Origin of the sequence: Thermoleptolyngbya sp. C42_A2020_037, assembly GCF_015272455.1 — a bacterium.
In the GTDB taxonomy this organism is placed as follows: Bacteria; Cyanobacteriota; Cyanobacteriia; order Elainellales; family Elainellaceae; genus Thermoleptolyngbya.
In genome coordinates, this window is record NZ_JACYLP010000025.1 from 100,316 (window position 1) to 114,879 (window position 14,564).

The window sequence follows — 14,564 nt, forward strand, 5'->3', positions numbered from 1 at the left end:
CTTTCAAATAGAAGCATTCTACCCCGTTCGTTCTCCGAATCTGGGGGGAATCTGGGACGAAATCCAGGGAAAATCTGGGGGCGATCGCCCTGCATGACACCCCATCCTGCCACACCTGTTGCTCTGACCAGGGGATTTCCAGGGGATCTATCGAGCGAGGGAATTCGCCCGGTCATCACTGCTGCGACTGGGGAACAGTGAGATAATGCCGGGGTAACCCTGCACGATGGCTGAACGTTCGTCACTCCACTTGTCACTCGAAGCAGCAGGATTGAGTCCCGTTGTCAGTGTTCTACTCCCAACATCAAATCCCTCAGTAAATCTCTCAACGTTAATCGTCTGTTGACCTGGCGCATAGCCCCAAACCTGTTATCTCTTCTCCAAATCTCTAACCCTTCTTCCCAAAAGGCATGACCCTCAAACGACTGATTCTCAGCGTGTTGACGCTGTTTGTGGCAATTTTGGTCGGCGGTTCGCTCTGGAGTAGTTTTCAAGAACCGCAAATTACGAACCGTTTACAGCTTTATCAGACCAACTTGCTGCTGCACGCCACGGCGGCCACCGAAATCACGGGAGAGGTAGACGGGGCGGCCTTGCAAAAGGCGCTGCTAGGAGAGTCTCCGCTGAAGACGGCGCTGGAGCAGTATCAAGCCGTTCGGAAGGCAGCAGAGGCCGATCTGGCGAAGCTGGAAAAGCGGCTGGCGACGGTTGATCCGGCGGCGCTGGGAGACTCTGGCCCGCCGCCCGCTGCGTCCGCGCGCCCGATTCCGTCGCGCACGGTCGATTCGCAAGCAACCCGCCTGACTACTGCGCTCCAGCAGCAGCGATCGCTCCTCGATCAGTTGGACTTGAGCATTGGCATTTTGCAGGCGGAGCAGGGCGATTTGACCGCTGCCCAGCAAACCTGGGGAAAACTGGCCGAGAGCACCGCAGCAGACAACTCCGCAGCAGGCAGCCCCGCAGCGGACACCGCCAGAACCCTGACGGGCCTCTGGAACGAGCCGCCTCGCATTGTGCCCGATGCCGAAATGCAGCTTCAGAAGGGGCTAGAGGGCTGGTTTCGCTATACGGCGTTGGATCGACTCTATAGCTTGCAGCAGCGCACTGAGGCGCTGAACGCGCTGCGGGCAGAGGAGGCCGCGATCGCCCAGGGAACCCTCGTCAAGCTGGCGCTGGTGGGCACAGTGCCCGTGCTAGGGGCGATCGCCGGGGCAGGGCTACTGGTTTTTCTGGTCGCCCAGCGGCTGACCCAAGGCAAACAGTCGATCCTGGCGCTAAATGGCGAGGTACCGTGGGACGTGCCCTGGGACTGGGAAATCATCTGGCAAGTGCTGATTGTCGGTTTTTTCATGGCGGGGCAGGTGGTGGCACCGCTGATTGTCGGGGTGCTGAGTCCAGTCCTGACGGCGTTTGGGCCACGGGCAAAGGCCGTCTATGCCTTCACCTATTACCTGCTGATGGCAGGGTCGGGGCTGGCGGTGCTGTACTGGTCGATCCGCAAGTGGATTCCCCTACCCAAGGACTGGTTTCAATATCGCGTGGCGGGCCGCTGGCCCCTGTGGGGTCTGGGCGGCTATCTGGTGGCGCTGCCGCTGATGATTGGCGTGTCGCTGGTGAATCAGCAAATCTGGCAGGGGCAGGGCGGCAGCAATCCGCTCTTGCAGATCGTGCTAGAAGAAGGCGATGCGGTGTCGCTGGGGCTGTTCCTGTTCACCGCTGCGGTGGCCGCGCCGATTTTTGAAGAGACGCTGTTTCGCGGGTTTCTGCTGCCGTCGCTGACGCGGTATATGCCGGTGTGGGGGGCGATCGCCCTTAGCAGCCTGCTATTTGCCGTGGCCCACCTCAGCCTATCGGAGGTGATCCCGCTGACCACGCTGGGGGCAGTGTTGGGAATGGTCTATACGCGATCGCGCAACCTGCTGGCTCCCATCCTGCTGCACAGCCTGTGGAACGCCATCACCATGATTGGGCTATTTGTGCTGGGGAGCGGGGCACGGCTATAGAGCCAGCAACTTGTTCAAAACTCGCAGCCCTACGGTCGGATAAACGCTGACGGCGGCTGGAAGTTCTCCACAGGCACATCCTTCAGCGCCCGCAGCATAAAGTTTCGCCAAATCGGAGCGACATAGCGCCCCCCCGTTGCGCCCTGTCCGACGGGGCTATAGTTGTCGTTGCCCACCCACACGGCCACCGAAAGCTGAGGCACATAGCCCACAAACCAGATATCTCGTTCCGCAGAAGTCGTGCCCGTCTTGCCTGCCGCCGGGCGACCGATATCTGCCCCCTGCGCCGTTCCGCGAGTAATTACGCCCTGCATGATGTCGTTAAGGGAAGCAACCGCCCAGGGATCTAGCACCAGTTGCGGGCGGGGAGTGTTGTCCAGCAGCACGCGCCCGGTGCTGTCCGTCACGCGGACGATAAAGGTCGTGTCCGACTGCCAGCCGCCGCTAGCAAAGGTGGCATAGGAACCCGCCATTTCCAGTGGGGTCAAATCCACCGACCCCAAGGGCAGCGATACCACCGGCTCGATAGGACTCTTGATGCCCAGCGTGCGGCAGACCTCGATCACGCGGTTAATCCCCACTTCTTGACCCAGCTTCACAGCGGGGATATTGCGCGACTGCTCCAGCGCCGCCCGGAAGCTCATGGCTCCATAGAAGCCGCCGCCATAGTTCTGCGGGCGGTAGGTCTCATAACCGTCGGGATAGCTAACGGGCGTATCCATGACAGTAGACTCTGGCGTGTATTTACCCGAAGCCAGCGCCGCGTAATACACAAACGGCTTGAAGGCAGACCCTGGCTGGCGCAGCGCCTGGATTGCTCGGTTGAATTGGCTGGTCTGGTAGTCTACGCCGCCGACCATTGCCTTCACGAAATGGGTGCGCGGATCTACCGCCACCAGCGCCATCTGGTCTGCCCGAACGCCCTGGCGACGCAGGCTGCGGTGTCCTTCCCGAACCACCTGCTCGGCCATATTTTGCATATTCAGGTCGATGGTGGTTTGCACCCGCATTCCGCCTTTCAGCACCGCATCGCGCCCAAACCGCGTCTGGAGTTCCTGCTCCACGGCTTCGGTGATGTAGGGCGAGCGGCTGGTAGTGAACGAGGTAATATCGCCCAGGATAATCGGCTGCTGCTTGGCGGCGGCGGCTTCCTGGGGTGTGATCCACTTTAGCTCCAGCATCCGGTTCAGCACGACCGCCTGACGACGCTTAGCCAGTTGGTAATCCACAAAGGGACTGTATTCTTCTGGAGCTTGGATCAGCCCGGCCATCATGGCGGCCTCTGCCAAATTTAGCTGCGAGGCGGGCTTGCGGAAATAACTTTGGGCGGCGGTCTGTGCGCCGTAGTTGTTGTGTCCCCAATAGACCTGGTTCAGGTACATTTCCAGGATTTGGGGCTTGGTGAAAATCTGCTCTAGCCGAAGGGCCAGGACGGCTTCAGCGATTTTGCGGCTGAGCGATCGCTCTGGCGTGAGAAACAGGTTCTTAATCAACTGCATCGTCACCGTCGAGCCGCCTTCCACCGTGCGCCCTTCTTCCAGGTTGCTGAGCAGCGCCCGCCCGACGCTGGTGGGGTTAATGCCGTGGTGCTGATAGAAGTAGCTGTCTTCGATCGCCAGCACTGCCCGCTTCAGGTGCGGCGACACCTCATCCAAATCCACCACTTCTCGATTGAACTCGTCGTGGATGCTGTCGAGCAGCACCCCCTTCACGTCGTATACGTAGCTCGTCTCAGCAGGGATATAGTTCCGCAGCACTCGAACATCGGGCAGGTTGCGGAAGCTAATGGCCAGCCCCACCAGCCCCCCCGCGATGACGGAACTGGTCAGCATCGTGGTGCCCAGCAGCGTTCCAGCCGTGACCTTACCAACGGCCTGCACAAACTTGTAGATGGGGGCAAGACTGCTGGTCTGAACATAGCTCTCGACCCGAGGCGCATTGGCGGCGTCGGCAGCACGCGACTTAGCAGATGCTTTCTTGTGGGGCTTCTTTTGACGGGCAGTATTAGACGACACGGCAGGAAAGGATTGGGGATTCAGTCAGAAAAGGCTACAGGACAGAAGGGTTGAGAGTGCAGTGGGGGTGCATCACCGCAGGGATAGCCCCGATATCACTGGCAAAACCAAGGAAACTTATGAAACTTATGAACCTTCATCTGAGTAGTAAAAGTGGCGATGTGCGGGTGGTAAAGCGAGACGAGTCGTGAAAAAATGAGACTTTGGCTTTTGGAATCGCTTTTGGAACCGATGCTGAGGGATGCTCCACAAAGCACCTCAAGACAAAAACACATCAGGACAAAACTAGAGCGTGAGCTTAGCTAGGTAACTAACTAAGATAGCGGAGGATTTGCTGATTCGTCATGGCTTTTGTCATAGGTATTGTGACTCACCAATGCTGAACCATCAAAACTGCCACTCTTTTTATAGCTTGAAGTACAGCCTTCAGTAAGTATGGCTGATGATTACATAATTTTCGAGTCTTGCGCGGTTTTCTCAAAGATATGGAGCAGATTTGCTCTATCCGGGGCACGAAAGCTAACCGATTTCGCCTATTGCCTGCTCTATATCTGTCAACATATCTGTCAACTTGTTACCGTCAACTTGTCATTCCTCCAGTACCGTTTACCCTATGACTGATTTATCGACTGATTCCTCTTTTCAATGGCTGTATCGGGGCATCAGCGAAATTTTTCCCGATCAGCGGGAGTCTCAAAACGCTGATGAGAACCTGGCGCGGCGGCTAGCGGAGAGCGATCGCCCCCTACGCATTAAATTTGGCATCGACCCCACAGGCACGGACATTCACCTGGGGCATAGCACGGTCTATCGCAAGCTGCGGGCCTTTCAAGACGCAGGTCACACGGCGATTCTGCTCATTGGCGACTTCACCGCCCGCATCGGCGACCCCACGGGCAAATCGGACGTGCGGAAGCAGTTGACAGCGGCAGAAGTCGCCCAAAACGCCCAGACCTATCTGGATCAGCTCCGCCCGATTTTGGATTTTGAGACGCCAGGGCGACTGGAGATCCGCTACAACTCCGAGTGGCTATCAAAGCTTGATCTGGCAAAGATTTTAGAACTGTTGGGCACGATGACTGTGGGACAAATGCTGGCAAAGGAGGGCTTTGCCGAGCGCTATGAAAAAGAGACGCCGATTTATCTGCATGAGTTTCTCTATCCGCTGATGCAGGGCTACGACTCGGTGGCGCTGGAGGCGGATGTAGAACTGGGCGGCACGGATCAAAAATTTAACCTGGCAGTGGGGCGCGATTTGCAGCGGCACTTTGGGCAGCGGCCGCAGTTTGGACTGCTGATGCCGATTTTGCCGGGAACGGACGGTGTGCAAAAAATGTCCAAATCGCTGAACAACTACGTGGCGCTGCGGGAAGACCCGCTGTCGATGTATTCCAAGCTGGAGAAAATTCCCGACAGCGCCATCCTGCAATATTTTGAGCTGCTGACCAACCTGCCGCTGGATGCGCTGCCCGAAAACCCGCGCGATCGCCAAAAACTCCTCGCCCTCGAAGTTGTTAGCCAATATCATGGCAAAGAAGCCGCCCTCGAAGCCCAAAAGTCTGCGCTGAATCTGGTGCAGGGCGACGCGACAAAAGCCGAAGCAGTGCCAGAGTTTTCCCTTGCAGAGATTCAGTTTCCCGCCAAGCTGGCCTACATTCTCAGCGCCAGCGGACTGTGCAAGAGCAGCAGCGACGGACGGCGACAGATCCAGGGCGGTGCAGTGCGGCTGGATGGCGATCGCCTCGACAATCCTGACACAAGCTTTGACGCACCCGACGCGCTCACAGGGAAGGTGCTGCAAGTGGGCAAAAATCGCTTTGCCCGACTCGTGCCCTAGTGCTGTGTCACAGCTAGAACTTAGGTTGGTAGTAAGCGCTTTAGCGCTGAAGTGCGTACTACGAGCCAAAGCATCACCCTAAAACTAGACCATGACGCTGCACTAGTCAGTGTCACAGCTAGAACTTAAGTTGGTAGCAAGCGCTTTAGCGCTGAAGCGCGTACTACGAGCCAAGGCATTACCCTAAAACTAAACCATGACACTGCCCTAGTCAGTAGCCTGATTGAGGCGAGTTAGGGACGCAAAACGGCTGATTCCTCTCTAGCGGCTACTGTTGGGCAGCAGCGGCCGCACCACCATAAACCCAGCCCCAAAGGCGGTGATAATAATCGCCAGCACCGTGAACCAGAGCCAGAGTCCGCTGAGGTCGCGGGGGCGGTTCTCGGACGGGTCGCCGATGGGCAAACTGCTGGGCTGCTCCGTAAACCGGAGGCTGTCGGCTAGCGCGTGCGCCTCGGAAATGGCGGGCTGCGACGGCGGGGCTTTGGCTTTTGGGGAAGTAGGCGATTTCTTGGAGGTCGGTTGAGAGGCTGGCGGGGCGACGGGGCGGATTTGCTGGGCGATCGCCGCTGCATCTTCCTGGTCGGCGCGAGTGGGTGCGACCCACCCCGGTTGGGACATCCCCGCAATCTGCTGAAGATTTAGCACCGACGCACTCAGCCGCTCAATTTCCTGACGAAACTGCTGATTTTGGCGGGCAAGCTGCTGGTTCTGCTGATGCAGCGAGTCCAGCAGGGCTTTGCTGGCCTGAAGCTCTGCCGACAGCTCGCGATAGACCGACATCGGCACTGTCGGCGCGTAGCCCGCAGCAGGGGAGGCAGGGGGATTGGGCAGGGCGGCCCCAGGGTTCCGCAGTGAAGGATCTGAGTTGGATTGGGGTTTCATGCGTCGGATCTTGCGTAAGGGGATTAGGGGTTGTCTAAGGGAGTGTCTAAACGATCAGGACTGGACAGCAGTCGATTACGAGTCTTACTAAGGGTATGGGCAATTTTCAAAAAAGGCGCATTCAGTCCGCTAAATTTTCTGTCGCAGGTTTGTTTCGGGTACAAATGCGAGAAAGTCCTACCGTTCTGAGGAAATCTTTGGGCGATCGCCCTTACTATACACCTAAAACATCTGCACTATCCACAGTCAATTGAATGATCGAATGAATGATCGACAGATCGAAGCAATGCAGTTTCTTAGCCAGGGGCTTCAGTCCTGTTCCTCAGTGCATCACTTCAGACCAGCCCCTCCAGTTCGCTATGGTATGACTATTGCAGGTCGCTCCCATAATTTTCCATGCGAATCATGATTTCCAGGCTTTTCTCACGGCTAATGGGTCAGCAGCGCCGTCAACGCTCTGGGCAAACGGTCTTTCGCCAGAGCGCTGTCCGAACCGTAGTCTCTATGCCGCGCTGGGTGCTGCCGTCTTTGGGCTTGCTACTCGTCGGGGCGATCGCGCTCACAGGCTGCAACCCAACGCAGTTCACCACCCAGGCAGCGCAAGTGCCGCGCATCGTGCTGGCAGAGCTAAGCGATCCCAAAACGTTTAACCCCCCTATGAGCAACGAGGTCAACCCCTCGCTGGGGCTGATGTTCAACGGAATGCTGTCGCAAAACGGGCAAACGGGCGAACTGGAGCCAGAACTGGCAGAGTCCTGGGAAATTTCTAACGATCAGCAACGTATTACCTTCACCCTGCGCGACGGGCTGAAATGGTCTGATGGAGAACCGCTGACCGTGGATGATGTAGTGTTCAGCTTCAACGACATCTACTTCAACCCCAACATTCCCAGCAGTGAGAGCGACATTTTGCGAGTGGGGGTAGAGGGCAAGTTTCCGACCGTGACGAAAGTGGGCGATCGCCAGGTCGAGTTTGCCTCACCAGAACCCTTCGCCCCCCTGCTTCGGTTTGCTGGCGGGGTGCCGATTCTGCCAAAACACACGCTAGCCGATTACGTCTTCTCTACCGGAGCCGACGGCAAGCCCCGCTTTCTCTCCGTTTGGGGCACAGACACGCCGCCCTCAGAAATTGTCTGCAACGGCCCCTACCGCCTCAAAAGCTATCAGCCCGCCGAGCGCATTACCTTGGAACGTAATCCCAACTACTGGCGCAAAGATGCCCAGGGCAACCCCCAGCCCTACATCGAGCAATACATCATGCAGATCGCAGGCTCCACCGACACCGCGCTAATCCAGTTTCGCTCTGGTGGGCTGGACGTGCTGGGGGTCACGCCGGACTACTTCGCCCTGCTGAAGCGCGAAGAAGAACGCGGCAACTTCACCATCTACAACGGCGGCCCAGCCCTGACGACGACGTTCCTCGCCTTCAACCTCAACCAGGGCAGCCGCAATGGCAGACCCCTGGTTGACCCGATCAAGTCGCGCTGGTTCAATACGCTGGAGTTTCGCCAGGCCGTCGCCTATGCCCTCGATCGCCAGCGCATGATCAACAACATTTATCAGGGCGTTGGCGTGCCTCAAAACTCGCCTATCAACAAGCAAAGCCCCTACCACCTGTCTCCAGAAGAGGGGTTGCCTGTTTATGACTACAACCTCGACAAAGCCAAGCAACTGCTTCAGCAGGCTGGCTTTCGCACCAACGCGCAGGGACGGCTAACCGATGCCGACGGCAACCTCGTCCGCTTCACGCTAATCACCAACGCGGGCAACAAAATCCGCGAGAGCCTGGGCGCACAGATCAAGCAAGACCTGGACAAGCTAGGCATGACGGTGGATTTTCAGCCGATCGCCTTCAACACGCTGGTCGGCAAACTCTCCGACACGCTGGATTGGGAGGCGCATATCCTGGGCTTTGCGGGTGCGGGCGTAGAGCCAGACGGCAGCCGCAACGTCTGGTCCGTAAACGGCACGCTGCACGCCTTTAACCAGGGGGCGCTGAGTGGGCAAGACCCCATCGAAGGGCGCGTGATCGCCGATTGGGAGCAGCGGATTAGTGACCTCTATATTCAAGGTAGCCAAGAGTTGGATGATGAGAAGCGCAAAGCCATCTATGCAGAAACACAGCGGCTCGCCCAGGAATATCTGCCGTTCATCCATTTAGTCAACGCGCTGTCGCTGTCTGCTGTGCGAAATACAGTCGAGGGTGTAAAATTCTCTGCGCTGGGCGGTGCGCTCTGGAATATCTATGAGTTGAAAAAAATCAGCCCAGAGTAAGCCAGAGGGGGAAGATTGAAAATTGAAGATCGAAGATTGAAGATCGAAAACTGACATAGCTTATAGCTCTCAACTGCAAAAATGCCGAAATACGTCATGTGGGGCAGCTACTGCGAAAACGTCGTTGAAAAACGCGCCCCCTATCGCCAGGCCCATCTCGATCGCCTCGCGCAACTCAAAGCCGCAGGCTCCGTCGTCACCCTCGGCCCCACTCAGGATCTGACGATGGTGTTTGGCGTATACGACGCGCCCGACGAAGCCGCCGCCCGCACGCTGATCGAAGAAGACCCCTACTGGAGCGCGGGTATCTGGACGGAATATCACCTGAAGGAATGGATTCAGGCGTTTTAATCCGCCGAGTCGCTTGCTGGAGCGATGTACTGCTGTACTTCTGTCAACGGCAGGCTGAGGGCTTCGGCGATCTGCTCGGCGCTGAGTCCGAGGGCTTGCAGCTTGGGAATGGCTCCGTAGCGCGATCGCTCTGCCGCATCTGCCCGCTGCCGTTCTGCCTCAACGCGCTGCCGTTCCTGCTCCACCAGTTCCCACAGCTCATCGGGAATCAGCAGCTTTTCGCCCGTGTCTTCTCGATAAAAGGCGATGATTTCCCCATCGGGTTGTAGCCGCAGGTTTAGCACGGCGCTGCGGCCGTCGGTAATCGGCTCGTACACCTCGCGATGCAGCCGAAAGCCCCGCAGTTGTTCGGGAATCCATTCGCCCTTGGGGTCAAACAGCCAATATTCCTGCACGCCCAACTGCTCATACAGCGTGTATTTGAAGGTTTCGTCGTGCCGCGCTGTGCCCGCTGAGGTCATCTCAAAAATCACCGCAGGCACTTCGCCCTCTTCCCAGATTTTGTAGCTGTCGCGCCCGCCTGGCTCTACGTTCTGGATCACCATCACGTCTGGCGCCACCCGCAGTCGCGGAAACCCCTGGGCGTAATACAAAAACTGATCCGCCAGCACCGTCGCCCGCTGCCCTTTGAGGTACTGTTTCAGCACTTCCAGGGTCACGATAATGGCATAGAGGTGAATGTAAGTTTCGGCCAAGGGTTTACCGTCAGAACAGGGATAAACGACAGGGGGTGGCGGCGGGGCAGTCTCCGGCGGCAGAATGGGCTGTGTTTGGAGCGGCTGAGTCACCATTGGCGCTGACACCATTAGTAGAGGGTGATGAAACTAGACTAGCAGGCAGGGGCGATCGCCCTGAAACCAGCCTAAAACCAGCCAGCCCCCCATCAGCAGGTTTCCCCAATTCACCCCACGCTCTAAAATGCTGGGAGGACTTCACTACATTTGGGCATCGTTTGGGCATGGATATTAAGAGCGGATTTGTCGGCACGATTGGGAACACGCCCCTGATTCGCCTAGGCAGCTTTTGTGAAGAAACAGGCTGCGAGATTTTGGGCAAGGCAGAATTTCTCAACCCCGGCGGTTCTGTGAAAGATCGGGCAGCGCTGTACATCATCCAGGATGCCGAAGAGAAGGGACTCCTGAAACCGGGTGGGACGGTGGTGGAAGGGACAGCGGGCAACACAGGCATTGGGCTGGCCCACATTTGCAATGCCAAGGGCTACAAGTGCCTGATCATCATTCCCGAAACCCAGTCCCAAGAAAAAATGGATCTGCTGCGGACATTGGGAGCAGAAGTGCGTCCGGTTCCTGCGGTGCCCTATCGGGACCCCAATAATTACGTGAAGCTGTCGGGGCGGATTGCCGAAGAAACGGAGAACGCCATCTGGGCGAACCAGTTTGATAATCTGGCGAATCGTCGGGCCCATTATGAAACCACCGGGCCTGAAATCTGGATGCAGACGGGCGGCAAGATCGATGCCTGGGTCGCGGCGACAGGTACAGGTGGCACCTACGCCGGAGCCGCAATGTTTTTCAAAGAAAAGAACCCCGATATCCGCTGCGTGCTGGCTGATCCGATGGGCAGCGCGTTGTATCACTATTTCAAAACGGGAGAGCTAAAAATCGAAGGCAGCTCGATTACCGAAGGCATTGGCACGAGCCGCGTGACGGCCAACCTGGCGGGTGCGCCAGTGGATGACGCGATCCGCATTGACGACCAGGAAGTGCTGCGCGTGGTCTACCAGCTTTTGCACAAAGATGGGCTGTTTATGGGCGGTTCAGTCGGCATTAACGTGGGGGCGGCGGTAGCGCTGGCCAAGCAGATGGGGCCGGGGCATACGATTGTGACGGTGCTGTGTGACGGCGGGGCCCGCTATCAGTCGCGCCTGTATAACCGCGAGTGGCTGGCAAGTAAGGGCTTGCTGATTGCCAGCTAGGGCAGCAGGCGGGTGCGCTGGAGCCAAAGGCGCATGTCGTCGTATTCCAGTTCACAGTCGCAGCTTTCGGCTAGCACGATCACGGTTTGCGAGTCTGGAGACCTGAACCAGGCGCGAACTGTGTAGCCCGGTTCGGGGCGAGTAATCAGAACCGGAATTGCGTCCAAATTGCCCGATTGGGCGCTGGGATCTGCTTCGCCCTGCTGCCGGAGAAAGTCCGGAAGTGCGAGGTTCGCTGGATTGGGCAGGCTGCGAATGCGGAAGGAATACATGCCGCGAGGGGCGATCGCCCGTCCCCCCTGTTCCACACAACGCAGCACCTCAAAGGTTCCAGGGTCGAGAACTTCCACCGTGCCATCGGGCAGAGTGCGGATTTTGAAGTTCTCTGGAATGGCGATCGCCACGCCAAGCTGTGGCAATTCTAGCGTCCGCAGGCGATCTGAGGCGGGCACTTCAGCGACATCGGGACAGACCGCAGATCCCGGTTCTGATGCGACATCTGTCGGTGCAGAGCGTTGAGGCAGCAGGGGTATCCCTATGCTTAGCAATGCGCCAGTGAATAAAACCAAAAGTTGAGTTTTCATGGTCTAGATAAATCTGTATTTGCTCAGCGGTTAGCGCCAGCATCTCGATCTAGAGCTACAGTGGGGCGCGTGTAGCTTCCAGGTAATTTGCCCTTACCAGCGGCGAGTTTTTTGCACAATATCCACTACGCCTGCGCCAACCGTGCCCAGCAGCAAGATCCACAGCAGCCCGCCAGGAATAAACGTGAGAACGCCCAGCCCGCGCATCACCCAGACCGTAACTGTGATGCCCAATAGAATTAGAAACGCCGCAGTTGTTGGCTTCATCGAAGTCTGTCTTGATAATCAGCCCTATTAGCCACAAAGGGGCGACGGCTTAGCCTCGCCTGCGAACGCCCGCCAAGATGCCCGACCCGATCGCCAGCAGCACCAGCGCGTAGACCGCTTCTCTAGGAATTTCCGTCAGCAGACCAAAAGATTGCAGCAGCAGCAGGACTGCCATCATGACCAGCAAAATGCCAGCGACGTAGAGAAAAATAGTGATGGCTAGGTTGGGAGAACGACCCACGGGTGAAACTCCATTCAGGGCAGGGCGGTGTGTCGAGCAGTAGGGCACGAAGGGCCGGGTACGATGGTCTATTTTGACACGGGATCGACCCTGCTGGGGAGAAGTTGGCATCTCTTGGTTTTACGGAAGCCGCAGAGCAAGGCAGTATGGGAAAGGAGTGGGGCGATCGCCCGCACTGGTTAGACCGGAATCTGCCGATCTAGCACCTGCTCTGCCAGCCCAAAGGAAAGCGTCATGCCCGCGCCGCTCAGCGCATTCACCACCGTCACACCCGGTTCGGGATGCTGAATCCAATGCACCTGCCCTGGCAGTTTGGCGTAGATCCCGTGCCAAGTTTCGGCAATCTCAAAGCTGGGAGCGCGGGCAAAGCCTCGCAGATATTCCAGCACGGCCTGATTTACCTCAGCGCGGTCAAACGGATCGGGCGATAGGCCGTATTCGTGAGAATCGCCCAGCACCAGTTCGCCTGCACGATTTTGCGACATCATGACGTGAATGCCCCATTTTGGGAAAAAGGGCGTTTCTGTGGCGATGCGCTGTTTCAGGGCGGGCAGCGATGGACACTCGGCAAAGGCGGCATAGTGGGTCAGCGTGAGTCCGGCGCAGAGGGACGGTCCAATTCGCCAGCCGTTGGGCTGCGGCCCGGTTCGCATCATTTGCAGCTTGACCTTGGTCAGTCCGCTGGCGGCATACAAGTCAGGATAGAGCGTTTCAAAATCAGCGCCGCTACAGACGAAGATTTCATCCGCGCTCCAAGGCTTGCCGCCTGCTAGCACCTGGGGATGGGCGATCGCCGTCACCGCTTCCCCAAACCGAAACTCCACGCCATATTTGTCGGTTAGATAGTTGGGTAATTGGGCGATCGCCTCTCGCGGGTCAACCGTCATCTCTGTCGCACTCCACAGCGCCCCCAACAGCCCCTCCGTCACCGCCGCCGCACTTTTTTGAGCCACCTCATTTGCCGTCAGCAGTTGGATGGAATCGGAATCCCGGTTTGCTGCGACAAATTCTTCCAGCACTGCCAGCTCATCGGCCCGATAGGCCAGGTGCAGCGAACCACATTCTTCAATGCCAAACCCAGCCCCCGCCGCTGCTTCCAGCCAAATCTGACGCGACTTTAGCGCCCGCGCATACAGCGCCCCCTGGGGTTGCCCAATCGGCCACACCATGCCAAAGTTGCGAATCGACGCGCCAATCGCCCGCGTATTTCGTTCAAACACCACCACCTGCCGACCACGCTTTGCGGCTGCCAGCGCGTGGGCCAGCCCGACAATTCCCGCCCCGACAACAATGACCTCTACTTTACTCATTTTTACTCATCAATTTTGTCTTTGGGTGACGTTCACGACGACGCTTCCAAACTCACTAAGACTCCCTTTAGCTCCATCAGCGAATCCAGCAGTCCGTCATTGGGATAAGCCGCCAGTTGCGATCGCCCGTGGGTTCCGTTGGTGACCCCCAGCGACAGGCGCGCATGAGCATTGATTCCAGCGGCCAAATCAGACGGTGTATCCCCAATCACCACCACCGTTTGGGGATTTTTAACGCCTAATTTATACATCGCTTTCTGAATCATGTAGGGCGCGGGTCTGCCCTCCTGGTTGTAAATTTCTGAAGGCGTAACGGAGGCTTGAATGATGGAGTTGGGTCCACCCACATAGTCCGAATTTAGCCCCACATCCCAACCCAAACGATTTAGGATAATGTCCGTTACTTTTCGATAAAAACCCGTGTTGAGGGCGATGGCAACTCCCTGGTTCTGCAAATAGGAGAACATCGCCAAGCAGCCCTCTGTAGGCAAAACAGGATGGGTTTGATAATGCTCTTCCAGTACCGAGCAAAATGCAGCGTAGGACACATCAACCTGTTCGGATAAATCTGGATGTCCTGCACCAAGTTGCGCTTCCCAAAGGGTTTGAAAGACTCGCTTTTTTGCCCACCCCATCATAGACACAATCTGGTCAGTCGTCGCTTCCAGACCCGTTTGTTCGGCTGCCAGAAAAAAGCACTTCTCCACCTCTTGCTCATCTTTAACCGTTGTGCCCGCCATATCGAACACAACAAGCTGAATATTAGACACAGCAATTTTCCTGCGTAGGTTGAATGATAGCTTGGAACCAGAAGTGTTGAATTGAGACATAAAACTTTACATTTGACCCTATGAAGCTCCT

13 protein-coding genes are annotated in these 14,564 nt (G+C 57.2%); 5 read left to right on the forward strand and 8 right to left on the reverse strand.

Annotation, left to right across the window (positions count from 1 at the left end; translation table 11 throughout):
• Nucleotides 1–410 precede the first annotated feature (410 nt).
• The gene (locus IGS16_RS07665) at nucleotides 411–2,003 is read left to right on the forward strand and encodes a type II CAAX endopeptidase family protein (RefSeq protein ID WP_297084733.1); all 1,593 of its coding nucleotides are present in this window, start codon (nucleotides 411–413) and stop codon (nucleotides 2,001–2,003) included.
• Nucleotides 2,004–2,032: 29 nt separating this feature from the next.
• On the opposite strand, the gene IGS16_RS07670 is transcribed toward IGS16_RS07665, so the two are convergent.
• On the reverse strand, nucleotides 2,033–3,895 hold the full coding sequence (locus IGS16_RS07670; protein WP_367185754.1) for a transglycosylase domain-containing protein: 1,863 nt from the start codon (nucleotides 3,893–3,895) through the stop codon (nucleotides 2,033–2,035).
• 736 nt (nucleotides 3,896–4,631) lie between these two features.
• On the opposite strand from IGS16_RS07670, the gene tyrS reads away from it, so the two are divergent.
• Nucleotides 4,632–5,855 (forward strand): tyrosine--tRNA ligase, encoded by a 1,224-nt coding sequence (gene tyrS / locus IGS16_RS07675; protein WP_297084735.1) that lies wholly within the window; start codon nucleotides 4,632–4,634, stop codon nucleotides 5,853–5,855.
• 261 nt (nucleotides 5,856–6,116) lie between these two features.
• Here tyrS and IGS16_RS07680 read toward each other — a convergent pair whose 3' ends face one another.
• Entirely contained in the window at nucleotides 6,117–6,740 is a 624-nt protein-coding gene (locus IGS16_RS07680; protein ID WP_297084737.1) for a hypothetical protein, read from the reverse strand.
• A 504-nt stretch (nucleotides 6,741–7,244) separates the two neighbouring features.
• On the opposite strand from IGS16_RS07680, the gene IGS16_RS07685 reads away from it, so the two are divergent.
• The gene (locus IGS16_RS07685) at nucleotides 7,245–9,014 is read left to right on the forward strand and encodes an ABC transporter substrate-binding protein (protein ID WP_367185755.1); all 1,770 of its coding nucleotides are present in this window, start codon (nucleotides 7,245–7,247) and stop codon (nucleotides 9,012–9,014) included.
• A gap of 81 nt (nucleotides 9,015–9,095) precedes the next feature.
• Nucleotides 9,096–9,365 carry a YciI family protein gene (locus IGS16_RS07690; protein WP_084782694.1) on the forward strand — a complete coding sequence of 90 codons (270 nt, stop codon included), beginning with the start codon at nucleotides 9,096–9,098 and terminating at the stop codon, nucleotides 9,363–9,365.
• On the opposite strand, the gene IGS16_RS07695 is transcribed toward IGS16_RS07690, so the two are convergent.
• Nucleotides 9,362–10,171 carry a Uma2 family endonuclease gene (locus IGS16_RS07695; RefSeq protein ID WP_297084741.1) on the reverse strand — a complete coding sequence of 270 codons (810 nt, stop codon included), beginning with the start codon at nucleotides 10,169–10,171 and terminating at the stop codon, nucleotides 9,362–9,364. The two genes, IGS16_RS07690 and IGS16_RS07695, sit on opposite strands and share 4 nt — an antisense overlap.
• 152 nt (nucleotides 10,172–10,323) lie before the next feature.
• Between IGS16_RS07695 and IGS16_RS07700 the strand changes: the two genes are divergently transcribed.
• Entirely contained in the window at nucleotides 10,324–11,301 is a 978-nt protein-coding gene (locus IGS16_RS07700) for a cysteine synthase A (RefSeq protein WP_297084743.1), read from the forward strand.
• On the opposite strand, the gene IGS16_RS07705 is transcribed toward IGS16_RS07700, so the two are convergent.
• The 5 genes from IGS16_RS07705 to IGS16_RS07725 all read right to left on the reverse strand — a co-directional run bounded on the left by IGS16_RS07705 (nucleotide 11,298) and on the right by IGS16_RS07725 (nucleotide 14,473).
• The gene (locus IGS16_RS07705) at nucleotides 11,298–11,885 is read right to left on the reverse strand and encodes a hypothetical protein (protein ID WP_297084745.1); all 588 of its coding nucleotides are present in this window, start codon (nucleotides 11,883–11,885) and stop codon (nucleotides 11,298–11,300) included. The genes IGS16_RS07700 and IGS16_RS07705 overlap by 4 nt on opposite strands.
• Before the next feature lie 93 nt (nucleotides 11,886–11,978).
• Nucleotides 11,979–12,152, reverse strand: coding sequence for a hypothetical protein (locus tag IGS16_RS07710; RefSeq protein ID WP_172354027.1), 174 nt, complete (start codon nucleotides 12,150–12,152; stop codon nucleotides 11,979–11,981).
• Nucleotides 12,153–12,201: 49 nt separating this feature from the next.
• Nucleotides 12,202–12,393 (reverse strand): hypothetical protein, encoded by a 192-nt coding sequence (locus IGS16_RS07715; RefSeq protein ID WP_068511996.1) that lies wholly within the window; start codon nucleotides 12,391–12,393, stop codon nucleotides 12,202–12,204.
• Between the two features lie 179 nt (nucleotides 12,394–12,572).
• Complete coding sequence (locus tag IGS16_RS07720; RefSeq protein WP_297084748.1) at nucleotides 12,573–13,703, reverse strand: TIGR03364 family FAD-dependent oxidoreductase; 1,131 nt, start codon at nucleotides 13,701–13,703, stop codon at nucleotides 12,573–12,575.
• A 32-nt stretch (nucleotides 13,704–13,735) separates the two neighbouring features.
• Entirely contained in the window at nucleotides 13,736–14,473 is a 738-nt protein-coding gene (locus IGS16_RS07725; RefSeq protein ID WP_297084750.1) for an HAD family hydrolase, read from the reverse strand.
• Between the last annotated feature and the right edge of the window lie 91 nt (nucleotides 14,474–14,564).